This window comes from Deltaproteobacteria bacterium (assembly GCA_019308905.1).
In the GTDB taxonomy this organism is placed as follows: domain Bacteria; phylum Desulfobacterota; class BSN033; order WVXP01; family WVXP01; genus JAFDHF01.
Map to the genome: position 1 here is coordinate 1 of JAFDHF010000059.1, position 25,871 is coordinate 25,871.

Sequence of the window (25,871 nt, forward strand, 5' to 3'; positions counted from 1 at the left end):
TACGGAACAATTCGATCGGAGGGAATTAAATGGAAAATCTTTTGAACCCATGTGGTTTTTCTCTTACATATCTTTTTGATAAGTGCTGGGATGACATCAGGAATAAAATCAGACGTGGCATACAATATGTCTCCTTCAGATACATCAACTCTTAAGAATAAGGCCTTGAGAAGTCGTCTCGAATATGTATAGATAACATTTTCGAAGTGATGCTCTTTGGTTGTAATCAAGTACCTTGCTTTCAAGCCTCTAGACTCACATAGGCGTTTCCCTAGAATGGAAGTTATAACTATCTTGTCGTACTTGACCAGGCGTTTGGCTATTTCAACAAAACAAGCATCCCCACCACTTATACCTTCCGTATATGCGTTCATAAATGCAATCAGTCTCCTGCTCATCTGGATACTCCTTCTATGTGTTCTCGGGTCGCACGACGGCCATTTGCGAGGCTCTCAGAATGAGCGAGACCACAAGCTTTCGATCCAGGTCACAACTCGGCATTTTGCAGGAAATTCTCTTTCTTGTCCGTCCTATAAAGAAGCATTGGACTATGCAGAGAGTCTATTCTCGAATCGCTGAAACAGGTTCATTCTCGACTACGGCGATCTGTAAACTCGCTCTTTTCTGCCGCTTTCGAGAGATGGGACTCAATCTTGCTTTGTTGTCGAGGGTTAATAACCGACAACGTAGGAGGAAACCCATTGCTTACCAACTACTAGGTTAACTCACCGAAACGAGCCTCCAGGCCGACCAGATTTCGCTTGAAAAAACAAGCCAGTATCAGAAAACCTGTGTCTGACTTCACGTGCATCCGAGACATTCCCGAATTTTTCGGCACACCAACTCCACCCCATCTTCTCCAAGCTCTGGATAGATAGGCAGCGACAAGAGCTCCTTGGCATACCGTTCTGTTACCGGCAAATCGCCTTCCCGATATCCCCTGTCTCTAAAGCTCTGCTGAAGGTGAATCGGCGTAGGATAGTGAATCAGTGTCGTTATTCCCTTCTGCTTCAGATACTCTTGCAGCCTGTCTCTCTCCCTTGTTCTCACCGCGTAGATATGCCACGCGGAACCTTCATCCATCTCAGGGAGCACGAGATCCGTACCATAGAGCAATCGATGATATTGCGCGGATATTTTTCTTCTTCTCTCGTTCCATAGATCCAGATACTTCAGTTTTGCCCTCAGTATTGCGGCTTGAAGCTCATCCAATCTGCTGTTCAGGCCCTTTATCACATGTACGTACTTCTGTCTCTGCCCGTAGTTGCGTAAGAGTCTCAGCTTTTCGGCAAGGGCATCATCATCGGTGATCACCGCTCCCCCGTCACCGTAAGCACCCAGATTCTTCCCCGGATAGAAGCTGAAGCATCCCGCATCTCCAAATGTTCCGACCATCCTCCCCTGGTATCTCGTCCCATGAGCCTGACAGGCGTCCTCCACAACCCTCAACCCGTGCTCGGCCCCCACCCTGACGATCTCGTCAATTTCGGCCGCTTGCCCATAGAGATGAACGGGCACTATAGCCTTGGTTCTTCCAGTGATTTTTTCCTCTATCCTATGCGGGTCCATATGGTAAGAGCCAGGCTTGATATCCACGAATACAGGTCTCGCCCCCGTATACTGAACCGCCAGGGCCGTAGCAATAAACGTATTGGCAACGGTAATGACTTCGTCCCCTTCACCGATATTCAAAGCCAACAAGGCCAGGTGAATCGCTTCCGTCCCTGAGCCAACTCCGATACAGTGTTTTGCATTACAATAACGCGCAAATTCCTCTTCGAATCTCTCGAGCTCTTCCCCCAATACGAACCAGCCGCTCTTGAAGACTCTCCGAGCGGCTCCCTCGATCTCCTCTTCTATAGCTTCATACTGTCTCTTCAAGTCCAAGAACGGAACTGCCATCTTCTTCCCTCACCATACAGCATGTCAGTGGAGCAGGATCCGCAGGTAAGTTCGTGTACGTCATCGTCGGAGAACCCGCTGCCAAGGATTTTGGAGTACACCTCTTCCCCCGAATACCATTCCTTATTCCTCTCTTACAACTCACGGATCTACTTCTCAAGGAGCAAATAGAGAAATCGGTCTGTATTCCCTGGATCATACTGTCTGTTTGCGTAGCCGAGGAGGATCGCAGTATCACTGAGACACTTGAACGCATGGGCTATCCTCTTTCCTATTCGGAGCCTCGCGAACTCGTTTTCACTCGATTTCAACTCCATTACCATTCTCTCTTTGGTCTCAACGTCTTCCAAGACAACCATGACAGTACCAAAGAGCACGCCAAGCCACTCCTCGGTCTTGTTGTGAAAATGGTTCCCCCTGATGGTATGCCGATTCCGAAACGTCACGTAGTATATCTGGCCGAATTCTCTATTCTCCTGGACAAGTTCATCGGTTCCGAGAAATTCGACAAGATAGCCGCGGTCATCGCTGTGTTTCACCAGTTCCGATACGCTATAATCCATTCCCAGTCTCCCACAAATCCTCCCACCGAATCCCGATGATTTCTTACAGATTTCAAAGAGCACCGCCGCATCCGGGGGTAATCCTCACTGAGGAACACAATCCTCCTTCTGATTCACTCATCTATTTGAACCATCTAATCACTCGCCCCACTTGCTCCTGTCGATCCCCTTCTTCAGAACCCTGCCCTTCAGATACCCCCAACCATAGGCCCAAAGTGTAATCCAGCAAAAAACCGGATGAAGAAACCACACCGGATCACGCTTATTGGCAAACCCCCTTATCGCTTCAGCAAGAAGAGGAAACACGATCACACAGTACAGGACAAACAGCGCCAACCTTTGCCTGCTGTGAGCTCTCCACGGGTACGATCTGACTGACATATTCCTGAAGTACACGTAATCACCTATTCTACGGCTCTGTTTTCTATAAAATGTTCTCAGGCTGTTCCCAAACAAATGTACTATGCCTACATTAACTTTTGCAAAAAAGCAATTACCTTTCGACACTAGTTCATAGATCAGATCAATATCGAACAGATATTCAGACTTCAAGTTGTTCAACAGCAAATCCTTTCTCAATATAGTACCATTTGCTCCTATTGTGGGAACCGCATTCGATGTCAGCTCCAGCCTGATGTATTCGAATCTATCTCCGTTTTTCAGAAAATTGACTTCCCCAACTCCTTTAACCTCTCCGTGTTCGCCAACAATTGTGCCTACTACCGGCAGATCCGTCCAGCGCATTGTTATGTAATTCTTTCTGTCGTAGTTGCCGAGAAAGTAACACAACGGGTCGTTCATCCCCATAAGAGCGCAATATCTCGTTACATAATTATCGGTCTTCCTGTACGTGTATTCAATCGGTTCGCTGCCGAAGATCTCCAGATCCTCAAACGGCCTTACCATCTTTTGGAACCACCACGCCTCCGGGAGGATATTGTCGGAGTCTATCAGTGCGATCAGTTCATTTCTCGCCTCCCTGGCCCCCACCGCCTTCCCGGCCTCGCCGGTCTTGAGCGGATTTGAAAGGAGAATGGTGCGCACCTGAGATTCCACTCGAAATTCCTCTATGATACGCAGCGTACCGTCCGTTGAACCGGCATCCACCACGATGACCTCCAGCAGCTCCTGGGGATACTCCTGCATGGCCACGCTCTCTAAGCAGAATCTCAGAGTCTTTTCAGAATTCAGTGTCGGGATCACGACGCTGACGCTCGGGTAATCCATATCCTACCTGCCGGCGCAGATTCTTGAAACAAATCGGCGCATCTGTGCAATCGTGGGATGGTCTTCCAAAAGAGCGTGGAAGGCAACGATCAGCACAGACGCCGTTCCGCACCCGAAAACTATCCAAAGGATCTGTGTGAAACTCTCATGGAAGATCAGAATGAGACAGATCTGAGCGATACCTAGAGCCAACAAGTAATTGACAAACCGGACTTTCGCACGAGCGAGATTGTAGTTGATCAGGATCAGGAGCAAGCCCATCGGAAGCATGGCAAGACCATAGAGGCCCAAGATCGCCTCGGCGTGGATGTATTTCTCACCGAAAAGTACCGTGATAACCGGGGTCGGGAAAAAACCGTAGATGAAGGTCCCAGTACCGGCAAGAGCCATGGTGTAGCCCGAAGCCTTGACCAACAGGTGGGCCGCGCTTTGATTTTTCGCCTCAGCCTCGGCCACCATCGGGAATAGGGCCAGGATGAGGGATGCCGGAAGATACATGATCGCCCGCCCCAGGACCGCGGCCGATGCATAGACTCCCACCTCTCCAGGCGGGAAATAGTGCCGTACAAACAGGAGATCTACTTGGGTGAGGACCGCAAAGGAGAGGTTCGCGACAAAGACTGGAACGGCATATGAGAGAAGATCGTTCCGCTTCCATTCAGAAGAGATTGTGGAACCCATAATGGATCTCAGCGGCATATAGGAAATAAAGAATACAGCAATATTTGTCAGGATCAATCCGGCAAAGATACCATTGAGTCTCAGGCCCATCATGACCAGGACCACACAGGAAACAAATTTTATCGGGCCAAGCGCTCCGCTGACAAAACCCAACGATCGAAATTTCTGCAACCCCTGCAGGAATGCTGTATTGATTGGCAAAACGAGTGACCCGAAGACTGCAATCCCGAGAAGGATGATAGGCCCGACAGTCTCCATCCTGAGAAAATCTCTTATCAAGAAAGACAGGCAGACAAAGGCCGCAAGGAGAATCGAAGCGATGCCAAAAATGTTCTTGTACGCCTTTAAGAAAAGCGATTTGATTCGGCCGTAATCACCTTCTACGGCAAAGGTAGACACATACTTGGTCAGCACCGTCATAATGGTTATGAAAGGCAGGCTGGTGATCAAGAGCAAAGAAAAAAGGGAGTTCATCAGGCCGAAATCCGGTGTGGAAAGAAGCCGCCCCATAGTCAACTGAAAGACATAGTTGAAGACATTCGTCACCATCGAGGCGGCAAAAAACCATGTACCCGCCCTCAGGAATCTATCGCTCAGCATCCGGATCGTCTTTCGTCTGAAAGGTTCTGCCTGCCGAAATCCGCCAGGTGGCCCATGACTTTCAGACCTGCCCTCCAGAGAAACCTCAGGTCGTCCAGGTTGCGGACCGAGAGCAGCTTTCTCGCCAGGAACCTCGGGGTCAGGGCCGCCTTGTAAAGGTCCTGTGTCAGCCTGAGGACCTCGTCGCTGGACACAGGGCTCTTCCATACAGACTCCCTCATATCATACCGGTCCCAGTCCTCTGTCAACAGCCACCCCTTTCTGCGTGCCTCTTCAAACATGGGGGTGCCCGGGTAGGGGACCACGATAGTGGCCTGGAGAGTGTCGATGTGGCCTCTTTTGAACATCTCCCTGGCAAGTCGGATGGTTGCAAAGGCATCCTCCCTCGTCTCCCAGGGATAACCTACCATGACAGTTATGTGGGGCTCGAGGCCTGCCTCCTTGGCCATACGACAGGTCTCCGTGATCTGCTCCACCCTGATGCCTTTGTGAAGTCTATCCAGGGTGTCCTGGCTGACGGACTCGAGGCCGATCAGTATAAAACGGAAATTCGCCTCTTTCATAAGACGAAACTCTCTCTCGGCGAGGCCGCCGACCCGCATGTTGCAACCCAGGGTCACCCTCTTGTGATACCCCCGTTCGATCACACCCCGGCAGAACTCCTCCAACCACTCGCCTCTGGGAAAACAGCCGCTGTCGTCAAAGATCTCCCTGACCCGGTATCGGTCGATCAACCTTCCTATCTCGTCCAGATGCCGCTCCGGGGTCACGGTCCGATATGATCTTCCCGGATAGAGGGTCGTCCAGGAGCAAAAGTCGCAGCGGCCCCACCAGCAGTCCCTCCCCGCCATGACATAGGTTCCCGGTGTATATTTGAAGTTTCCATTCTTCTCCGCATAGAGACGCCATTGGGTCAAATCCCGGTCGATAAAGGGAAGACTGTTGAGATCGTGATCGAGCTTGAAATCCCCGGTGTTTCTCACCTCTTTCCCCTGGCGGTACCATATCCCGGGTTCCAGGTTCCCCGGATTACCGATTCTCAACCCTGAGCCCCCTGGTTCCACAACCAGATTCTGGCAGAGACTGAGAAGCAGAAAGTCATAGTCACCTCCTGTGATAACAAAATCGACGTCCGAATTCTCCATCGATTCGAGAGGCAGAGCCGTGACGTGATCGCCCATCATGACAACCGCAGGCCGCCACTCGCCCCCAGCACCATTCTTGATTTCTCTTATGATGTTCCAATGGCGTTTGACGACAGGGGTCTTGGTTTCTATGGCAATGAGGTCCGGCTTCTCTTCTCGAATATCTCGAAGCCACTGCCTGTAGCTCTTCCCCTCGGCTATGGCGTCATCCCATATCACATCGAAACCCTTGGAGCGGAGCAGCGACGCAGCCTGAGCAGGAACCACGGGGTAGATATAGGTAGGAGCCCTGAACCACTGAAACTGTCGGTTCTGGCTTAGAAGAGGCACCCCTTTGTCGGATTCAAGCGGCGGATAAGAGATGGCAATCTTCACTGGCTTCGTTTCCCGGTTCTGAGTTCACTCGCCAAATTCCTCACCAGCACCAACCCCTGGAAGAAACGGATACCGTACCAGACATGACTAAGAAAGATATACGGCAGGCTCAACAATGCGACAGGCAGGCTCTTCTCGATCCGTAGAATCTCATAAAAAGAGACCAGGAGGGTGGCAAGGTAGACTCCAAGGCCTCCGAGCCAGAGCCTCGCGATCAAGGGATTGCCAAGAAAGGGGATGGAAATTCCACTGGCGAGAAAGATCACCAAAAGTGTGGGCAGGAAATATTTCAGCTTTCGTGAAGTATCGGGATATTTTTTGGCGAAGAATCCCCGGTGCAAGCCGTACCGGCCCACCTGCCTCAGGTGTCGCATCAGGCCCTCTCTTCTGTGATGCCATATGAAGACCTCTGGATCATAGACGATCTTCTTGCCCATCCTGACGATATCGAGACACAGCTTCGTGTCCTCCCCAGGCCAATAGGTTGAGTTGAACCCCCCGATTCGCCCGAGCAGATCCCTCCGCACGAAGAGATTGACCGAGGGCCAGTCATCAACCTTCCTGACCTTCCCAACGGGCCGGTACCTTTCAGGGTTTCCACCGCCGAATCGGCTCAAGAACACGGCTCCTGAGACCCTCTGGAGCAGGGAATCGCCTGGAGGGGTGACAGCCGGCCCGCCGACTGCGGCGACTTCAGGGTCGTCAAAATGCCTGACAGCATTCCTGATCCAGTCTCTCCGCGGATATGCATCGTCATCGATGAAAGCGAGTATGTCCGCAGTCGAATATCTCAAGGCAAGATCCCTTTTCTGTGCAGGGCCCATCTCCCCTGTGGGAACGATACTGACATTTGGGAAATACTCTCCATTTGAGATATCCGGGAGAACCATGATCCTGTAATCCTCGTACTCGAGCTTCGACAGTTCCCGGATCGACTCCTGGATATAGCTGTTGATCTGTTTCACCGGAATAACAACATCGACTTTCATTTTTAGCGCTCGCCTTTAGATTTCATCCTAGCAACACAATCAGTCAAAATTCAGGCGATTCTTGACAATATACAGGGGCCTGTTTACAACTTCGTTATGAATATTACCGATGTAAAGAGCAATCAATCCCAAGCATATCAGAACGATCCCGATAAGGAACGTATTGCTGACAGCCATTATAGCGAGAGGCGAGAAATATGACGACTTGAAAACAAAACGGGCCGGGAACATAATGAGAAGAAGTATGCCACTGAAAAGAGTGATCAGGATACCGATGATCCCGGCAATTTTCAGAGGAAATAAGGAAAAAGACGTAATTCCGTTTATTGCAAGACCGATCAGCTTCCTGTATGAGTACGTAGGATTCCCGTTTTCCCTGGAATTTGCATCGAACTCGATGTAGACCTTATTGAAACCCATCCAATCGATTATTCCTCTGTACATCCTTGATTTTTCGGTGATTGATCTGAAGGCGTCAACCACTTTCTTATCCAACAGTCTGAAATCGGTTGTTCTTGAGGCGATATCTACCTGGGATATCCTCCGGATTATCCAGTAAAACAGTCTCGAACCCAATTCTCTTATGAGGGGTTGCCTGTCCCTCTTTTTCCTTATCGTGGCAACTATATCAGCGCCCTCTTCCCATTTTCTTATCATTTCCGGGATCAGTTTAGGAGGATGCTGCAGGTCGGCGTCCAATGTGATCACGGCACGGCCCGAGGTAGCATGTACCCCGGCACTCAAAGCGACCTCTTTCCCGAAGTTCCTGGAAAGATCCAGGACTCTTACATTCTTGTCTGCAGCAGCCAGCTTCTGCAACTCGGAGTAGGATCCGTCCATGCTTCCATCGTTGACAAAGATATATTCCCATGTATAGCCTTTGATGCCAGCCGCCACCTTTCCGAGCTCTTCATAGAGTCTGGGAATATTCTTCTCCTCGCAGAAAACCGGAACGACCACTGAGATCAATGGCATCGGGCCACCCATAGGGTTTACGTATCCAGGGCTCCACCTGGCATGGTTGAGCACCCCTCGGCTATCCTCGATAGAGAACAACTGATTCCCGAATTCTTACAGCCGTATCCCCCTGAACACCGCGCGCCCCGTCTTCCGCTCCCAAGCCTAGACGGCAAGCAGTCCACCTCCTGTGCCAATAAACATAATCTTTACTATGGCAAGCCTCCCCCTTTGTCAAGTACCCACTATCCTGAAATCTCAGGCTCCACCGCGCAACTCCACCCTTATACCCGCCGGGGTGACAATCATCCCCTCATCTCCCCTCTAACCCCCGATGGCAAGTACTCCCGTCCCTCCACCATGGGGGGCAAAGGTCAAGTCACGCTTCCTCAGGCGGCAATCCTGATCAGCCGCCGTTGAGAATGTACTCCCGAAGGATATATGGAAGTCCCTGGCGGGCTCCACACACGGTCCTTGACGATAAGGGTGTGATGGCGAAAGTGGAGAGAAGTGCTTCAGGAAGCTTCTTTTATCTTTATGAGCAGGTCCTTGGCAGCCTTGAGAACGTCCTTGTAGCCGATCGCCTTGAGGCAGTCCAGCTTTTCACACTTGCGGTTCCGGCAGGGGCTGCAGGCGACTTCCTTCCTCACCTGAACGGACGGGGTCCCGCTGTAAGGTGCATAGAGAACCGGATCAGTGGGCCCGTATATCCCCACCACCGGCACACCCATTAAAGATGCCATATGCATGGGACCTGTATCGCTACCTATGTAGAGGTGGCAATGCTCATAGATGCCCGCCAATTGTTTGAGGGAAGTAGGGCATGCGACAACGGCAGGTGACTCCATGAGGGATTGAACCTTTTGCGCGGTTTCAAGTTCCCCGGGCCCCCAGGTGACGATGATGAACGCCCCCAAATCCTTGACAAGCCCGTCAGCCAGTTGAGCATACCTCTCCGGGAACCACCGTTTGTAACGGAGTTTTTCACTTGTCCCCGGATTAATGGCTATCAAGGGGTATCTTGCCAGAAGGCCCTTACTCTTCAGGAAGTTCGAAGCATACCGCCGGTCTTCGGGGGCTACGTAGGGTCTCAGATGGCAACCCCTGGTCTCTAGGCCTACACCTTCGAGCAGTTTCCGGTTTCTTTCGAACCGGCTGACTCTGGCATTCAGCAGGGCAACACGCCTGTTATTGAAGAGATAGTTCCCCTCCCTGCAGAAACCTCTCTCAAATCCCACGCGGACGTCCGCCCCGCTCAAAAGAGAAAGAAACCCGCTTTTCAATATGCCGTGAAAGTCAACAACGAGGTCGAAGCGCTCCCGGCGGAGTCCCCTCACAAACCCGATCACGTCCCTGCCCAAGGACCACCACCGCCCCCTGGCCAAGGACCTGGTCCAGGCTGCTCTCGGAAAGATCATCACCTCATCCAACTCAGGCTGCCCTGACAGGATATCACTCGACTTCTCCTCCACCATCCAGGTGATCCTGGCCGAAGGGAAATTCTTTCTGAGGACCGCTACGGAGGGCAGAGTGCGAACCACATCGCCAACGGCGCTCAACCTGATCATCAGGATTCGCTCGAAACACCGTCCCCTGATACTTCTCTCTTCCTCCAAGCCAGGTCTCAAAATCCCTCCCCTTTTCGGGTCTCCGTTCTTTGAGCTCTTATGCCCTGCCCCTCTCAGTCCGGAAATGACAGACAGGAGCACAGAGACACCCGTACTCTTCCGCTCATGCCGGCAGCAACACCTCCTGCACCGCAAAGCTCCTCCGGTCTCATAGGGTGAACCCCTGGAAGCACCCCGAGCCCGTCTCTGCCGGCACTACACATGCAACATAAGTACCATCGCAGTTGTTTGCCAGTCAAGACAGCCGGGGGTTGCCGCTCGTTTGTTCTGGATGCGCCGCAAGGTCAGTCCCTTGACACACAGGCCCTTCTCTCCTATATTCATCCCATCGATTCGGTGGATTACAGAGGAGGATGAACCGATGCCTCGGACAAGGGTTTTCTCCATACCATACGGTGACGGCGCCATATCGGCAAGTCTCCCCGAGAGGACGAGGGTCATCAGACCTCCGGCTTCCCCCCTTCCGGCCCTCCCCGATCTCCCGCAGTCTGTCCGGGAAGCCCTGGAAAATCCCGTTGCTCACGAACCTCTCTCCAAACTCGTGGGCCCCAACTCCAGAGTAACCATCGGGTTTGACGACCCTATCGGATTTGCTCCCAGCCAGAGACAGCCGGACTTCCGCGGTGTGGCAGTCAAAGTGGTTTTAGAGGAGCTGGAAAGGCTGGGTGTAGACTCCCAGAACATCAGACTGGTGTGCGCCGTAGGGCTCCACAGAAAATGGACTACCAGGGAGTTGGGCGCCATTCTGGGAGAAGATCTGGCATACCGTCTCAGCCCCAGCAGGCTCTTCAATCACGACGCGGAGGACAGGGAGAATCTGATTTTCTTGGGTGAAACAAGAAGAGGCCAGGAAGTCGAGGTGAACCGTCTCGTCGTGGACTCCGACCAGTTCATCTATGTCAGCAACCCCTGGTCTCATTTCAATGGCGGGTGGAAATCGGCTGTCGTGGGTCTGAGCAGCTATCGCAGCATTCGTCATCACCACCGTCCCTTCCCCAAAGCCTCGGGTAAATCCACAATGGATCCCAAACGTTCAGCCTTTCCGAGATTGATCAACGAGATGGGTCAGGTGGTCGAAAGAGAATTGGCAAAGAAGGGACGGCGTTTTCTCATAATCGAAGGAGCCATGAACAATGCCCAGCCGCAGGAAGCCGTACAGGTGACCGCAGGACACCCGCCCGAGGCCCACGCCAAGACCCTTGAGATACTCCAGCAACAGCACGTGGTCGAGGTCAAAGGGCAGTCCGACGTTGTAGTTTACGGCATGGGCAACAACCGGGATCCTTACTCCAAGATGTCCTTCATCAATCCCATACTTGTGAGAAACCTCGGGATGTCATACAGCTTCGGCCTTTTCCAGAACGTTCCCCTGGTTCGGGAGGGTGGAATCGTAATCCTGGTTCACCCATGCCCTTGCCGCTTCGATGCCGAGAGGTACCCATCCTATGTGGAAATGTTCGAAAAGCTCCTGGTTCACAGGAGGGATCCCTTTGAACTGTGGGAACTCCACGCGGAGGAGTATGCCCATCGGCCCGAGTTCATCCACAGGTATAGATTCGGCTATGCCTTTCACGGCGTGCATCCTTTGATCCTGTGGGGCCAGGGCGCTTACGGCTTCAGATACGTGAGTAAGGTCTTTCTGGCTGGTGCCACCGATTTCGAGGTGGCTCGCATGCTCGGGTTCGAACCCTTTTCGACGGTAGAAGATGCCGTCGCCCGGGCGGAAAGCCTATTGGGAAAGGACTGCAGCATCGCTTACCCGGAGATGCAGGAGAGTTTTATCTGCGACGTGGAGCAGACCTGAGTAACAGCAAGAGTTGACAACCCGGGCCTCTTTCCCCCCTCGGCTCGGATCAGGTCTCCGCCGTTGGCCGGAACCCCCCGTGAAACGCTATCGTTCTTTCCATTGGGGTTCCCGTTTCTCTTTGAAGGCACTCACACCCTCCTTGGCGTCCTCGGTTGTGCATAGGGTGGTGAATACCTCGCCGAGATAGGCAATGGCTTCATCATAGCTCATGTCCGACATCCTGTAGAAGGAAGTCCTGCCCATTTGAAGAGCGATCGGGCTCTTGCTTGCCAGCAATCGTGCGAGTTCCATGGCGGACTCATCCAGTTTCTCGTTGGGTACGACTCGGTTCACCAGCCCAATCCGCTCTGCCTCTCTTGCATCGATGATCTCACCGGTGAGAAGGAGTTCCAGACTCTTCTTCTTGCCCAGACAGCGCGACAATGGCGCCGACGGTCCAAAACAGAAGAGTCCCACGTTTATGGCCGTCAATCCAAATCGGGCATCCTCACTGGCTATGGTCAGGTCACAGGCAGCAGCGAGGCCACATCCATTGGCCACGGCTGCGCCATGGACGGCCGCGATGACAGGCTTGCTCAAACCGGCGATGGTCGTATTGTGGGTGTCCATGCACCTTATCCATTCGCGAATCTCGAGTGGACTTTTCCCGGCGAGCTCATTCACATCGATCCCAGCACAGAAGGCCCGGCCAGCGCCCTTTATGATGACTACGCGAACCCGGGGGTCCCTGTCCAACTCCCCAAGGGCATGGTTGAGCTCCACGGCCAGCCTGGTACTGAAAGTATTCAGCGCACCGGGCCGGTTCAGGGTAAGCAGGCCCACGCGGTCCCTGACCTCCATGATTATCGTTTCATATTCCACTCTTCTCTCCTTTCTGACAGGCCTTCTCCATGTAAGAAGCAAAGAATAGTCAAAAGGTCAAAACCTGTCAAGCCGCGGTCTACTCCGGAGTCCACGTATCTCGAGAAGACCTTACCCGTGTACCCGGGTGGGACCGTCCTGTGACCCGGGAGCAAAGCAACAAGAGGTGCCCACAAAGCCGACACCGGTTGGACGGGTGATGCCTACAGGCGGTACGAGGATAGCCTCCGTCCCCCATCCGGCCGGATCCGTGCCCTCAGCACAAAAAGAGGCTGAGCTGCCGTCCTTTCTCCCTTTCCGGCTGTCTTGTCTTGCCGAGAGGCATTCCAGTAGTGCACCGGTGGCCGGGGAGATCCGGATTCTTGCACGAACAGACAAGAGGGGAGATCCCGAACTCTCTGGAAAGTCTCTCGAAACGCTGATATCCCTTCCTCCTCAAGGGGGCTGGAATCAGCTTGCTTCGAGTCACACCGCCCACGAGGCTCCAGGGTTGAATCTCGAAGCAACTGCGGATGACCCTGAACTCGGTTGGAGGCAACTCCCGCTGCAACTGTTCCAGAATTGCTGGTCTGAGGTGGAGGTAGCTCAACGATACCGTCTTGATCTCCCTTGCAGCCAATGCCTCATAGATTCTCCTTATCGAGACCTCATCGTCTGTATAGAAGGGGATGATGGGATCGATCCGAACGAAAACGTCTATTCCCTTCTCTTTCAGCCTCTCGATGTTTTCAAGACGCTGGGCAACGGTGGCCGACTTTGGTTCGAAAATCTCCCTGTACCGTGGGGACGTGGAGACCAGGCCTATCCCGGCGCAGACCAGGCGGGGATGCTCCGCGAAGAGATCGATGAACCGTTTCGGAATCCATCCCTTGGTCAAGAAAGAGAATCCGATTCCTCGCTCCAGAAGCACCTTCATGGTCCGGTAGGTTACGGCCAAGATCTCCGGATGGGTTTGAAACGAGTCCGATGCTGTGTTGAGTACGACCCAACCAACGGGAGACCGCCTCCCTGGGTTATCTATCTCCTGGGCGAGTCTTTCCGGGAGGTTTCGATAGAGGTAGATCATGCCTGAAAGAGGGGCATCTGGATAACCTCTGGCATAGCAGTAAGAGCACATGAATTCGCAGCCCTTGGTCACATTGAGCGTGTAGACATCCCGCAGACAGCCGAATCGAGCCTTTGTCAGGACCCTACTCTTTCTTTCAATCTCCAAGAGTCCCATCGATCTGTGTCAGTGCTCCTTTCAGCCACCTTCCCGCCGGATGCGACATGGATCACCGGGGATGGCCGAGCTTCTCATGACCCTTCGGCCCTTCCACAACGTAAGGCCGAGGGCCTCTTTTCACTATGCCAGTACCCTCAACATCAGCGGTATGGCCACAAAGGTGCCCAGAGAGCTTCCAATATTCGTGAACACCACGACCAGGAGGATCCTGGTGATCCTGTTCTTCCAGAACCCTTTCACCGATGAGATGTCTTCTGGAAGCCCCTCGAAGTCCCTTACCTTAGGCTTGCTCAGAAGAGTCTCCACAAGGCCCGAAACCCAGCCGGCAGCGATCATCGGGTTGAGAGAGGTCAGTGGAGCCGCGACAAAGGCGGACAGGATCGTCAGTGGATGGCCCATGGCGGCCGCGGCTCCAAGGCCGGCCAAAAGGCCGTTCGCTGCGATCCACCATTTGATAAGATCCCTACTCCCCGCTTTCCCGGCCGTAAGAAAACCGGCCAGGATCAACCCCACTACAAGGGCAGGAATACCCCACTTCAAAAAAACCCACAGCACACCTCGGTGAGGTATCTGATTGAGAGCCTCTATGTCCACAGGCCTCTCCCAATACTTCTGAACGCCCGGAACGTGTCCGGCTCCGACAACCGCAACGATCCTTTTGCCCGGTGCCGTCCTTATTCGATAGGCCAGATACTGGTCCCTCTCATCGATGAGTGTCCCCTTGATCGCCGGGAAGGTTTCCCCTATTTCAGCCAGCAACGTCTCAAGAACATCCCTCCTCTTGAGCTTCTCGATCTCCTCTTGGTCAAAACCATCCATCTGTCCTATCGATGTGAGGAGCTGAGCAAGGAGCTTCGCCTTTGCCCAGAGCCCCATAACACGCCAGGTTCGGGAGAGGGTAATTCGTATGTCTCGGTCTGCCAGGTGAATCCGGGCACCCACCTGCCGTGCCGCTTCGATGGCCCGGATGATTTCTCCACCGGGCTTGATGCCCAGCTTACGGCCCATCTTCCTCTGGAAACTCGCAAGCATCAGATTCGAGAGGAGGAGGAAGGCCTTTTTCTCCTTTATCACCTTGAGAAGGTCCGTCTCCTCCCATCTGCGCTTCTCCGTGATCGACTCATACCTCGATCGACACAGTTCGACACAGACCGTCTCTGGCCTCTCTTCTTCGATGACCCGCCCAACCAAATCCACGCTCTCTTTTGACATGTGGGCAGTCCCGATGAGTATGATCTCTCTGTCCTGAAAGCTCAGCCGACTCAGTAGGTCCACCATGGCACTCCATGTCGGTTCATAACAAGGGATGACCAGACCCTCTCCAAGCACAAGACCTGCTCCAGCTCCCTCCGTCCAAAAGGCCGGTCTCTTCAAGACAAAACAAGTAAGCCCAAGGTCGGGAATAAGTCAAGCCGGCCGTGATCTGGAAACCCCAGAGGGTCCGGATTCGAGAGGAAACCAGAGATCTGACACGGGTCCTCCTTCCGCCCCCGGCCGGCGGAAGAACAGGGGAACCCTAGCGACGGATATTCCCATTTTCCTGGAAAAAGGCTAGAATCAAAGATGTCTTGGAAGACATGGAAAAAGCCAAAATGACGGAGGAAAACAAAAGCCTATGAAACTGAAGAAGATTCTTGTCGGTCTCGATCTGGACGTCTCCCCGAAGCCGGTTCTCCAAACCGCGGCTTTTCTCTCGCGTACCTTCGGCAGCCAGGTGTGCCTCCTTCACGTAATTGAAGGTATTACGCCCCAGCGGATCACGGAAGAGTTTTTTGAATCCGTGCGCGCAGCAGCAGAACTGTCAATGAAGCGAGCCGCGGAATCCCTTGACAGCGAAACGGCAAAAAGAACCAAGACCGTCGTTACCTATGGCCATCCATTTGCTGCCATCATCAAGACGGCCCGTGAGGAGGACGCTGATCTTGTCTGCATCGGTGCCAGGCGGAAGCAAGGCGTGGCCGATGTGATTCTTGGAAGCACGGCAGAGAAGATCGTCCGCAAAGCACCCTGCCCTGTGCTGGTGGTCAAGGGGAGGAAACTTCCCAGGTTCTCGAGCATCCTGGTGCCGGTCGACTTTTCCGAGCCCTCCAAGCAGAGCCTTGATGCGGCCGTCGACTTCGCTCGATCCTTGGGATCGAGGATCACCGTTCTCCACGTGATCGAACCCATCACAATCCCTTATGCCGGATTTGCCGAAGCCTATGTGCCGCCCGTGATGCCCAAGAAAGAACTCAGTGCGGCCAGGTCCGATCTGAAGACCTTTCTAGGCTCGGTTGATTTTCGGGGTCTCTCCTGGCAGTTCAAGATCCGGAGGGGTCTGGTCACAGAGGCGATCCGCCGATTCATCAGGTCGAATCCCACCGATCTCATCGTTATGGGTACCCACGGCCGCACCGGGTTGCCCCATGCCCTTCTGGGGAGCACCACGGAAAGTGTTCTGCGGAGTGTGAGCTCTTCGGTCTTGACGATTAGGCCTGAAGGGTTCAGGTTCGTCATGCCTTAACCTCCAGGGGTTTCTCCCGTATCCCGGGCCATCTGCCGTTGTGAATGAATCAACCCTCGACAGGAGGATCAGACTCGGACACCTTGGCCGACGACTGGGACTGTTGGAAGGCCCTCATCAGCGGGACGATCCAGCCGGAATCCCGAGGGCAGGACCGCTCTGCCCGGGCCAGGTACCGGCGGCGGTGCTCATCATTTTCCAGCAGGCTGCCGAGAAGCCTGAGCCCCTCCACTATGCCGATCTCAGGGTGCGCCTGGATGCCCCAGACAGGCCGCTGTCTCAGCTTGAAGGCCTGCACCCTACACCGGGCAGAACGCGCCAGGACTGTCGCCTCCTGTTTCGGCAGCCCACAGACCTCGTCGAAGTGGAGAAGGAAAGTATGCACGTACTGGCCCGCTCTACCGACCAGGGAATCGCCCCTTATGATCCTGATTCTCGACCATCCTATCTCAGGCTCTTTCATCCTTCTCACGGTTTCCTTGCCGAAAAGAGAGCGTGCAATCATCTGATGGCCGAAACAGCTTCCGAGAATCACTTTACCCATTCCCACCGCCAGGCGAAGCAGTTCCTCCTCTGCGAGGATCCAGTCCAAATCTCCAAGGACCGAGGCTTCCGAACCTGTAACAATCACGTGGGAGTACGGATCGAGAGATCCGGGCATCTCGCCTGCGGAGACGCGAAAAGAGTCGAAGGGAAACAGCAATAGGGGCTTCCAGTGTTCAAGGGGCTGGTAGACTCCATGGTCGATCGAGTTGTCGAGGATCAAGATTCGATTCATCAGGAATACCCTACTTACTATTCCTCGCCCCGTTTCTCGCCGGAATCCGTTTTTCTCGAGGGGCGGACTACGAGTTCACAGTAAGGGTCACCCTCGAGGATATTCCTCAAGTGAAGATAGTCGAAATCCGGGTTGAACCCTCGCATCTTGGCCTGATCCACGAAGCAGTAAAGCCTACCCGTCTTCGCTTCTCCCAGCTCGATCCACTCGGCCGCAAGGGGGCAATGATGCACCCGGACCCTCTGTTCGCCATCAATCACCACGCTCTCTGTCTGCCAGGCAAGGTCTGGGAGGTCGCTCTCGAAATTCTCCGGTGTGAGGGGAAGTCCCAGTTCCTCCGCCCTGCGCCGGGCCCTGTGCCCGATGTGGGTTCCGTATGCATCTATAGCCTTCCGAGTCAGCACAGCTCCCCGCTTCTCCCCCAACTCCTCTGCCAGGGTCTTGGCGAAGAAGTGATAGAGCAGAGCCAGCCTGCGAAGTGCCCGTTCCACCTGCAAGAGGGCCTCAGACCTGGACATGAACTCCCCGTCTTTTCCCATCTTCTACCCCCCCTATTCCAGCTCCCTAGCCGCCGGTGCGCTTCCTTCCGCTTTGATTCCCCGGAGGTCTTGATATCCGCTCCGCCCCCCGAATATACCAGGATCTCATCGGCAAAATCAAACAGAGGAGCCGCAGCTTCTAACCACGGGTGTTTCCGGTGACACCCGCATTGTAAGATCAACAAATCACAATACCCCTCGATCGAGAGCTCGGAAGACTCCGGCAAGATTTTGGTTGATTTTTCGATCCAGATTGCTAGAATGGGAGAGCCTCAGGAACCTCTCCAGGGGGATGAGGGCTCCCAGTCCCGAGCAATTTCCGGAAACGGAAGCTGAACCAAGAGGAGTTCCTATCTGTCCGATCAAAAGGAATCCTCTTGGAATGAATCCATGGAGACCGAACCGTGAAGCCTACGATCGGTGTTCGACGAGAAGACAAGAGCATCTGGGAACGACGGGTTCCCCTGACACCTGAGGATGCCCGGGACTTGCAGGCTCGCTACGGCGTGAGAGTCATCGTTCAGACTTCATCCAATCGCGTCTTTACAGACCGGGACTACGTTCGGGCTGGAGTCGAGGTCCAAGAAGACCTCTCCGAGGCCTCCACCATCGTGGCCGTGAAAGAGATCCCCCTTGGGATCTTTGAATCCGGCAAGACTTACGTTTTCTTTGCTCACGTGATCAAGGGGCAGCCGCACAACATGGCCATGCTGCAACGTATGATGGAACTCGGCTGTAACCTGATAGACTACGAGAAGGTCACCGATGACCAGGGCCGGCGCCTCATCTTTTTCGGCCGTCATGCGGGGCTCGCAGGGATGATCGATACCTTCTGGGCTTATGGACAGCGTCTCCGCTGGGAAGGAATCCCAAACCCGTTCATGCAACTCCGGCAGGCCCACCGTTACAGAGACCTGAATCAAGCGATGGCCGCCCTTGCACAGGTGAGGCGGGAGATCGAGACCGATGGACTGCCTGCCGTGATCACCCCTCTGGTTGTCGGCATCGCCGGCTATGGCAACGTCTCCTCAGGCGTCCAGGAGCTCTTGGCTTGTCTGCCCGTTGTGGAGATCGCTCCAGAAGAGGTCGCCGGCCTCGGGGTGGGGATCGAGGCCTCTCGCCATGTGCTCTACAAGACGGTTTTCAAAGAAGAAGACATGGTGGAACCGGTCGCGCCGGACGGCCGATTCGAGCTTCAGGACTATTACCGACACCCTGAGAAATACCGTTCAAGATTCGAGGCCTACCTCCCCCACCTCTCTATCCTGGTCAATGCCATCTACTGGGATAAGATGTACCCCCGCCTCGTCACCAAAGAGTATGTGCGGAGGGCATACAGGGACAAGCGCTCCCCGAAGCTCAGGGTCATAGGTGACATCAGTTGTGACATCGAAGGCGCTGTTGAGGTGACCGTCAGGGCTACAGATCCAGGCAATCCAGTGTTTGTATACGACCCGGAGACCGACCAAACAAGACCGGGCTATCAGGGTCCGGGACCGGTCGTCATGGCGGTGGACATCCTGCCGAGTGAGTTACCTAGGGAATCTTCCGTTGAGTTCAGCAGAGTCTTGAAAACCTATATTCCGGCCATTGCTCAGGCGGACTTCTCGGTTCCTTTTGACCGGCTCGACCTGCCACCGGAAATCAAACGGGCCCTCATTCTCCACCAGGGAAAACTTACTCCGCCGTACCGGTACCTCGAGGGGTTCCTCGGCAGGGGAGGCGGTAACAAGACACAAGGAGGAAAGAGATGAAGAGAGTCCTGGTTTTAGGCGCGGGCCTTGTGACCCGCCCACATGTGCGGTACTTGCTCAACATACCCGATTTCCATGTTACCGTTGCCAGCCGGACGGTAAGCAAGGCAAAGGCCCTTGTCGAGGGCCGGGCCAATGGCACAGCCGTGGAACTAGATGCCGAGGACCAGACCAGACTCCGTGAGTTGATTGCCGGGTCTGATTTGGCTGTCAGCCTGCTGCCCTATGTCTATCACCCCACCGTTGCCCGCCACTGTATCGAACTGAAGAAGACCATGGTGACCACCTCCTACGTGAGTGATGCCATGCAGCAACTCGACGGTGAGGCCAGGAAAGCTGGTGTCTTGATCCTGAACGAAGTCGGTGTGGATCCAGGCACAGACCACATGTCGGCCATGAAGGTCATCGATCGGGTCCGAAAAGACGGCGGGGTCGTCGTGGGTTTCAGGTCCTATTGTGGTGGCCTCCCTGCACCTGAGGCCAATACCAATCCTCTGGGCTACAAATTCTCTTGGAGCCCGCGAGGTGTCATCCTGGCGGGCAAGAACCCTGCCCGCTGGCGGGAGAACGGCAAGGAGATGTACGTTCCTGGAGAAGAACTCTTCGACCATCACTGGATGGTACAGATAGAGGGATTCGGGGAACTCGAAGGCTACCCCAACCGCAACAGCCTTCCTTATGCGGAGATCTACGGCATACCCAAGGCCGAAACCATCTTCCGGGGCACATTGCGCTATGTGGGCTGGTGCGAGAGCCTCAGCAGGATCGTGAAGGCGGGCTGGTTGAGCGAAGAACCGATCGATCTGTCCAACCTCACCTTCAAGGAACTGACCGCAAAGTTGCTGGGTGTCCCGGCCGAAGATGTCAGGAAGGAAGCTATCCGCAGGCTCGACATGAAGGAGGATTCTCACGCCTTCAAGAGCTTTGAATGGCTCGGCCTCTTTTCCGATGAACCACTTCCCCTAACCCGGGGCTCGGCTCTGGATGTGATCGTGGCACGGATGCAGGACAAGATGCGGTACGCCGAGGGTGAGCGCGATATGCTCATCATGCAGCACGAGTTCACTGCGGAGTACCCGGATCATCGGGCGGTGATCACCTCATCCTTGATCGACTATGGCATCCCCCACGGCGATACATCCATGTCAAGAACCGTGGGGCTGCCGGCGGCCATCGCCGTGCGGATGATTCTCCAGGATCAGGTGAGACTTGCCGGCGTCCACAGGCCGATCATCCCGGAGCTTTATGAGCCGATCCTGGCCGAACTTGAAGAGCTGGGCATCAGGTTCACGGAAAGGATCGAAACCGTGACACCCGCGTCCTGACCGGCACGCCCTCGCATTTCACATCATCAGAGGCCAGAGATTCTCCGGTCTTCGGGGGGTCAGCCCCTGATGTATGGTCCCCTGTGACAAGGCCATTCTCCGAAAGTGGAGAAACCGCAGAAATTTGGCAAAGGATTCCCGATCTCCGGGAAACCTTCCGTTCCAGAACGACTTTGCGGAAGCGGTGGGACATCCCGCCGGAGGTGAGCGGAGAGGGGAAAGGTCGTGTTCGTGAGTCGTGATTCGTGTTCGTGATTCGTGTTCCCGGGGAAAGGGCAGGAACTGTCCACCCGCGAACCTTGATAGGGTCACCGCGTGAGCTCAGGAGGGAGGGGACAAGGGTGTTCTCCAATATAGCAGGCTCCGGAGATCCGGCAGATTGACTTTTACCCCTGGGATGGGGTAGATATATTATGTCTCTTCTCCGAGCCTTCTCCCTAAATTCGGGTTTTAGGACGAACATGGGAGACGGCCGAAAGGGCATGGCCGGAAACGGCCATACCTCCCGTGTTTGGAAAGGAGAGCAGCTCCGGTCTACCTGGAAAGACCAGTACCAACACGGGTGCTGGTCTTTTTTCTTTGAGGGGAGTCCCTTGCCGTTCGAAGCCTTTTTTCATGTGAAAACACCGGACCAAGTATACTCCCTATTGGAGAGATTCGGGCCGGTCGGAATTGAGGAATTAGACCTCGGTGACTGCCTCCAAAGGATTCTAGCCGAGGACGTATTCTCTCCCACGGACCTCCCGCCCTTTGACCGATCCACTGTCGACGGTTACGCTCTCAAGGCTGAAGACACGTTCGGAGCCTCTGAGAGCAACCCCGCCCTGCTGAGGGTGATCGGGGAGGTCTTGATGGGCAATGCCACTGATCTTGTCGTCTCCCACGGTGAGGCTGTCCAGGTTCCAACTGGCGGAATGATCCCCCGGGGAGCAGACGCGGTATTGATGATAGAGCATGCCGAGTCGATAGCCGACGGCGTTCTTCAGGCAAAAAAAGCCATCTCCCCACGGGAGAACATAATCGAACAAGGAGAAGACATCAAGAAGGGAGAAAGAATCCTTTCCAAGGGGCAGAGGATACGCCCCCAGGATATGGCGGCCACGGCTGCTCTCGGCAGATCGAGGATCAGGGTTTACAGGAGGCCGAGGGTCGCCATCGTCTCCTCTGGGGACGAAATCGTCGACATAACCGAAGAACCCGGCCCGGGGAAGATTCGCGACATCAATCGTTACTCCCTGAGCGGTCAGATAGAAAGAGCAGGAGGGGTGCCTCTTTTTGTTGGTGTTGCCCGTGACTCTTTTGAAGATCTCATGTCGCTCTGTGAGAAAGGGCTCCAGGGATCAGACATGCTGGTCATATCCGGAGGCAGTTCCGTGGGGACTCTGGATTTCACCACCCGTGTCATCGGCTCCTTTCCTGATTCAGAGACCATGGTTCACGGAGTCTCAATCAGGCCGGGCAAGCCGACGGTTATCGGCAGAACCGGGTCGCGGCCCGTGGCCGGCCTTCCTGGCCATCCGGTTTCTGCCATGATAGTCTTCGACCTGTTCATGAGGCCCCTTATCTGGAGACTTTCGGGCTATGTGGGTGATCCTTGGCCTCTGGGCAAGAGGGTTCCGGCCGTGTTGACTCGAAATGTGGCTTCATCTCCTGGAAGGGAAGAATACATCCGCGTGCGTACCGAGGAGACAGGGGGCCGTGTTCTTGCCCATCCGATCTTGGGGAAATCCGGCTCCATTTCTACGATGGTCAATGCAAACGGCGTGATCAGGATCGACATGGATTCAGAGGGTCTCGAAGACGGCAGTCCAGTCGAGGTTCTACTCTTCTGATGGCAGTGCCGACATTGGCCTGATCCGGACTTGGGGTGTCTGTAGAATGAAACAGCAGAGGTATCTCCATAAGAAACCTCTCGAGGAAGCGCGGAACCTCTTTCTCTCGGAGCTGGAGCCCTTTATCAGGGATTTCCATGCCTCTGCGATTGAGAGGGTGGCCGTAGCTAACTCCCTTCATCGGATCACTGCCAAACCTGTCTTCGCCAGGATATCCTGCCCTCATTATCAGGCCGCTGCCATGGACGGAATTGCCGTGCTGGCGGAGTTGACCTTCGGGGCCTCAGAGTCGCATCCCCTGCGGCTCAGGATCGGCAGAGAAGCTCATCCAGTTGATACGGGCGGTCTCCTGCCCAATGGGACAAATGCAGTCATCAAGGTCGAGGACCTTCGCTGGATCAAGACAGAGGCAGTTGAGATTGAACGGGCGGTCCACCCCTGGCAGAACGTGCGGACCGTGGGTGAGGACCTTGTCGTGGGGGATATGATTCTGCCGGAGAACCACCGGGTCACACCTTACGATCTTGGAGCGCTCCTGGCCGGGGGCGTCTGGGAGATCGATGTGCGCAGGAAGCCGAAGGTGACCGTTATTCCAACAGGTTCCGAGCTGGTGGAGCCTGGGACCTTCCCGGGTAGGGGGGATATCATCGAATTCAACTCAACCGTGCTCGAGGGACTTGTTGTTGAAGACGGTGCGGCTTTCCGGCGCACTCCCATACTGAAAGACGACTACGAGGCTCTCCGAAGGGGTCTCGTGGAGGCCTCGAAGGAATCTGATGTGGTCCTGGTGGTCGCCGGATCCTCTGTGGGGTCACACGACTTCACACCGAGGTTGCTGGACGAGTTGGGAAGGATCCTTATTCACGGGGTCGGCATCATGCCCGGCAAGCCCACGATCCTCGGTCTGGTGGAGGGAAAGCCTGCTGTCGGGATTCCAGGCTATCCCGTGTCAGCCGTTATAGCTTACGAGCAGTTTGTCAGGCCTTTGTTGGGCGCTCTTCTCTGTTCGCGGAGGTCGGCACGGAGGCAGGCCAGGGCGATCACCGGTGCCAGGATTCCTTCGAAGTTGGGCGTGGACGAATTCATCCGTGTAACCCTGGGGAAGGTGGGCTCTCCCCTGATCGCCACCCCCTTGCCGCGGGGGGCCGGTACCATTACCTCTCTGTCCAAGGCTGACGGCGTAATTCGAATCCCCAGACTCTCAGAGGGGCTCATGGAGGGGGAGGAGGTCGAGGTCGAGCTCTTTCGTGATGAGGAGCAGATCATCGACAGGATCATCATGATAGGGAGTCACGACCTGACTCTCGATCTGCTGGCAACGGAACTCAGCCGGAAATATCCCCGGTTCAGCCTCTCCTCCACGCATGTGGGAAGCATGGGCGGACTCATGGCAATCGCAAAGGGGAATGCCCATCTGGCGGGGGTACATCTTTTCGACCCGGAGACAGGACAGTACAACGTCCCTTACATCAAGAGGATCCTGAGGGGTAAGGAGGTGCACCTGATCCGTCTGGTCTTCAGACAGCAAGGCCTCCTCCTTGCCCCTGGAAACCCGAAGAATATCAGAGGCGTAGAAGACCTGACCCGCGATGGAATCGTCTTTATCAATCGCCAGAGAGGCTCTGGGACTCGAATGCTCCTCGACCACCTCCTGGAGGAACGGGGCATAGACCCGAAGGGAATCCGGGGTTACCAGAGGGAGGAGTATAACCACATGGCTGTCGCCGTAGCGGTTCTCTCGGGGAGTGCCGACGTAGGGATCGGCATCTATTCCGCTGCCCGAGCCCAGGGTCTCTGGTTTGTGCCTCTTACCACTGAACGGTATGACCTGGTGATTCCGGATTGCTTCTTCAATGACGAGAAGATCCAGGCCCTGCTCGATGTTATCCGCTCCGAGAGTTTCAAGAGGTCTGTCGAGGAACTCGGGGGATATGACGTTACGGGGATGGGCGAACCAGTCGAGTTGGACTGACCTATCCCGGGGAAATTCCAGACTATGGCCGATCTTGTCGACGGTTTCAACCGGAGGATCGAGTACCTCCGCATCTCCATCACCGACCGTTGCAATCTGCGGTGCAGATACTGCATGCCGGAACAGGGAATCGAATTGATCCCCCATGAGGGTATTCTCACATTTGAAGAGATCCTTCGCGTGGCTCGGGTCTTTGCACGATCCGGGATTTCGAAGATCCGCCTCACAGGGGGAGAGCCTCTGGTCCGGAGAGGAGTGGTGGATCTGATCCAACGTCTCGGCCGGGTCGAGGGGGTCGAAGATCTCAGCCTGACGACCAATGGAGTTCTCCTGGAACCATTTGCCGAACGCCTTGTCGCTGCCGGCCTCAAACGCATAAACATCAGCCTCGATTCCCTCAGGCCTGAGAAGTTCTTCCATATCACCAGGCGAGACGTCTTCCACCGGGTCTGGGCCGGAATTGAGGAATCCCTTCGGGTGGGTCTCTATCCGGTCAAGTTGAATGTGGTTGCCATAAGGGGATTCAACGAGGATGAGATAGCCGATTTCGCCCGTCTCACGGTGGAGATGCCCCTCCACGTCCGGTTTATCGAGTACATGCCTTCCGGACAGGGCGAGCCGTGGACACCGGAAGACGTCCTCACCGTCGACCAGATAAGGGAAAAGATAGAGACCATCATGCCCCTAAAGGAAGAACATTCGGAGAACAACAACGGGCCTGCTCTGACCTATAGCTGGAATGGGGCCAAGGGAAGGATCGGTTTCATCAGCCCCATAAGCCGCCATTTCTGCCAGTGGTGCAACCGCCTCCGCCTCACTTCGGATGGGAAGTTGCGGCCGTGTCTCTTCTCAGACAGGGAATTCGATTTGAGGTCCCATCTGCGGGACGGATGCGACGACGGGAAGCTGGCCCAGTTGCTCGGCACGGCACTGAAAAACAAACCTCGGGGACATACAATCAATACCCACTATTTTAGAAAATGCCAGCGGAATATGTCCTCCATTGGAGGATGACCCAGGTAGATTCAAGGTCTCGAAAGGGGGGCCGGTATGACCGAACTCACCCATTTTGATGACAAAGGAAGGGCCAGGATGGTCGATGTAAGCCACAAGGAAGTTACTTCCAGGGAGGCCGTTGTCCGGGGGACGGTCTCTATGGCCCCTCGAACCTTCGAAATGATTCAAACCAGAGCGATTGCAAAGGGAGA

General features: G+C 54.7%; 22 protein-coding genes and 1 riboswitch. Of the genes, 8 read left to right on the top strand and 14 right to left on the bottom strand.

The window, feature by feature from the left end; all coding sequences use genetic code 11:
- The 9 genes from JRJ26_16130 to JRJ26_16170 all read right to left on the bottom strand — a co-directional run.
- On the bottom strand, window positions 1-398 hold a 398-nt coding region (locus tag JRJ26_16130; protein MBW2059017.1), incomplete at its 3' end, for a hypothetical protein.
- Between the two features lie 403 nt (window positions 399-801).
- Entirely contained in the window at window positions 802-1,902 is a 1,101-nt protein-coding gene (locus JRJ26_16135; GenBank protein MBW2059018.1) for a DegT/DnrJ/EryC1/StrS family aminotransferase, read from the bottom strand.
- A gap of 149 nt (window positions 1,903-2,051) precedes the next feature.
- Entirely contained in the window at window positions 2,052-2,465 is a 414-nt protein-coding gene (locus tag JRJ26_16140; protein ID MBW2059019.1) for a WxcM-like domain-containing protein, read from the bottom strand.
- Window positions 2,466-2,603: 138 nt separating this feature from the next.
- Complete coding sequence (locus JRJ26_16145; protein ID MBW2059020.1) at window positions 2,604-3,692, bottom strand: glycosyltransferase family 2 protein; 1,089 nt, start codon at window positions 3,690-3,692, stop codon at window positions 2,604-2,606.
- A 3-nt stretch (window positions 3,693-3,695) separates the two neighbouring features.
- On the bottom strand, window positions 3,696-4,973 hold the full coding sequence (locus JRJ26_16150; GenBank protein ID MBW2059021.1) for an oligosaccharide flippase family protein: 1,278 nt from the start codon (window positions 4,971-4,973) through the stop codon (window positions 3,696-3,698).
- The gene (locus JRJ26_16155; protein ID MBW2059022.1) at window positions 4,967-6,493 is read right to left on the bottom strand and encodes a radical SAM protein; all 1,527 of its coding nucleotides are present in this window, start codon (window positions 6,491-6,493) and stop codon (window positions 4,967-4,969) included. Before JRJ26_16155 ends, JRJ26_16150 begins: the two co-directional genes overlap by 7 nt.
- Entirely contained in the window at window positions 6,490-7,482 is a 993-nt protein-coding gene (locus JRJ26_16160) for a glycosyltransferase (GenBank protein ID MBW2059023.1), read from the bottom strand. The genes JRJ26_16155 and JRJ26_16160 overlap by 4 nt, the downstream gene beginning before the upstream one ends.
- A 39-nt stretch (window positions 7,483-7,521) precedes the next feature.
- A complete protein-coding gene (locus tag JRJ26_16165) occupies window positions 7,522-8,469 on the bottom strand; it encodes a glycosyltransferase family 2 protein (GenBank protein MBW2059024.1) in 948 nt (315 codons plus the stop codon).
- A gap of 485 nt (window positions 8,470-8,954) precedes the next feature.
- Window positions 8,955-10,067 (bottom strand): glycosyltransferase family 9 protein, encoded by a 1,113-nt coding sequence (locus tag JRJ26_16170; GenBank protein ID MBW2059025.1) that lies wholly within the window; start codon window positions 10,065-10,067, stop codon window positions 8,955-8,957.
- Window positions 10,068-10,428: 361 nt separating this feature from the next.
- Between JRJ26_16170 and JRJ26_16175 the strand changes: the two genes are divergently transcribed.
- The gene (locus tag JRJ26_16175; protein ID MBW2059026.1) at window positions 10,429-11,871 is read left to right on the top strand and encodes a DUF2088 domain-containing protein; all 1,443 of its coding nucleotides are present in this window, start codon (window positions 10,429-10,431) and stop codon (window positions 11,869-11,871) included.
- An 87-nt stretch (window positions 11,872-11,958) separates the two neighbouring features.
- On the opposite strand, the gene JRJ26_16180 is transcribed toward JRJ26_16175, so the two are convergent.
- The 3 genes from JRJ26_16180 to JRJ26_16190 all read right to left on the bottom strand — a co-directional run bounded on the left by JRJ26_16180 (window position 11,959) and on the right by JRJ26_16190 (window position 15,238).
- A complete protein-coding gene (locus JRJ26_16180) occupies window positions 11,959-12,735 on the bottom strand; it encodes an enoyl-CoA hydratase/isomerase family protein (GenBank protein MBW2059027.1) in 777 nt (258 codons plus the stop codon).
- A 256-nt stretch (window positions 12,736-12,991) separates the two neighbouring features.
- Entirely contained in the window at window positions 12,992-13,957 is a 966-nt protein-coding gene (locus JRJ26_16185; protein ID MBW2059028.1) for a radical SAM protein, read from the bottom strand.
- Between the two features lie 123 nt (window positions 13,958-14,080).
- Window positions 14,081-15,238 carry a TraB/GumN family protein gene (locus tag JRJ26_16190; protein ID MBW2059029.1) on the bottom strand — a complete coding sequence of 386 codons (1,158 nt, stop codon included), beginning with the start codon at window positions 15,236-15,238 and terminating at the stop codon, window positions 14,081-14,083.
- Window positions 15,239-15,575: 337 nt separating this feature from the next.
- On the opposite strand from JRJ26_16190, the gene JRJ26_16195 reads away from it, so the two are divergent.
- Entirely contained in the window at window positions 15,576-16,463 is an 888-nt protein-coding gene (locus JRJ26_16195) for a universal stress protein (protein ID MBW2059030.1), read from the top strand.
- A 49-nt stretch (window positions 16,464-16,512) separates the two neighbouring features.
- On the opposite strand, the gene JRJ26_16200 is transcribed toward JRJ26_16195, so the two are convergent.
- Both JRJ26_16200 and JRJ26_16205 read right to left on the bottom strand, forming a co-directional pair.
- Window positions 16,513-17,241 (bottom strand): type 1 glutamine amidotransferase, encoded by a 729-nt coding sequence (locus JRJ26_16200; protein MBW2059031.1) that lies wholly within the window; start codon window positions 17,239-17,241, stop codon window positions 16,513-16,515.
- Between the two features lie 17 nt (window positions 17,242-17,258).
- A complete protein-coding gene (locus tag JRJ26_16205) occupies window positions 17,259-17,780 on the bottom strand; it encodes an L-2-amino-thiazoline-4-carboxylic acid hydrolase (protein ID MBW2059032.1) in 522 nt (173 codons plus the stop codon).
- A 404-nt stretch (window positions 17,781-18,184) separates the two neighbouring features.
- Between JRJ26_16205 and JRJ26_16210 the strand changes: the two genes are divergently transcribed.
- The 6 genes from JRJ26_16210 to moaC all read left to right on the top strand — a co-directional run.
- Window positions 18,185-19,534 (top strand): hypothetical protein, encoded by a 1,350-nt coding sequence (locus JRJ26_16210; protein MBW2059033.1) that lies wholly within the window; start codon window positions 18,185-18,187, stop codon window positions 19,532-19,534.
- Window positions 19,531-20,859: a saccharopine dehydrogenase NADP-binding domain-containing protein gene (locus tag JRJ26_16215; GenBank protein MBW2059034.1), complete on the top strand. Its 1,329-nt coding sequence runs from the start codon at window positions 19,531-19,533 to the stop codon at window positions 20,857-20,859. The genes JRJ26_16210 and JRJ26_16215 overlap by 4 nt, the downstream gene beginning before the upstream one ends.
- 410 nt (window positions 20,860-21,269) lie before the next feature.
- Window positions 21,270-21,397, top strand: a riboswitch (molybdenum cofactor riboswitch).
- Between the two features lie 55 nt (window positions 21,398-21,452).
- Window positions 21,453-22,691, top strand: a complete 1,239-nt coding sequence (locus JRJ26_16220; protein ID MBW2059035.1) for a molybdopterin molybdotransferase MoeA — start codon at window positions 21,453-21,455, stop codon at window positions 22,689-22,691.
- 46 nt (window positions 22,692-22,737) lie between these two features.
- Window positions 22,738-24,663 carry a molybdopterin biosynthesis protein gene (locus tag JRJ26_16225; protein ID MBW2059036.1) on the top strand — a complete coding sequence of 642 codons (1,926 nt, stop codon included), beginning with the start codon at window positions 22,738-22,740 and terminating at the stop codon, window positions 24,661-24,663.
- A gap of 24 nt (window positions 24,664-24,687) precedes the next feature.
- Complete coding sequence (gene moaA / locus JRJ26_16230; protein ID MBW2059037.1) at window positions 24,688-25,677, top strand: GTP 3',8-cyclase MoaA; 990 nt, start codon at window positions 24,688-24,690, stop codon at window positions 25,675-25,677.
- A gap of 36 nt (window positions 25,678-25,713) precedes the next feature.
- Window positions 25,714-25,871, top strand: a 158-nt coding sequence (gene moaC, locus JRJ26_16235; protein ID MBW2059038.1) for a cyclic pyranopterin monophosphate synthase MoaC, incomplete at its 3' end; no start/stop codon positions are given.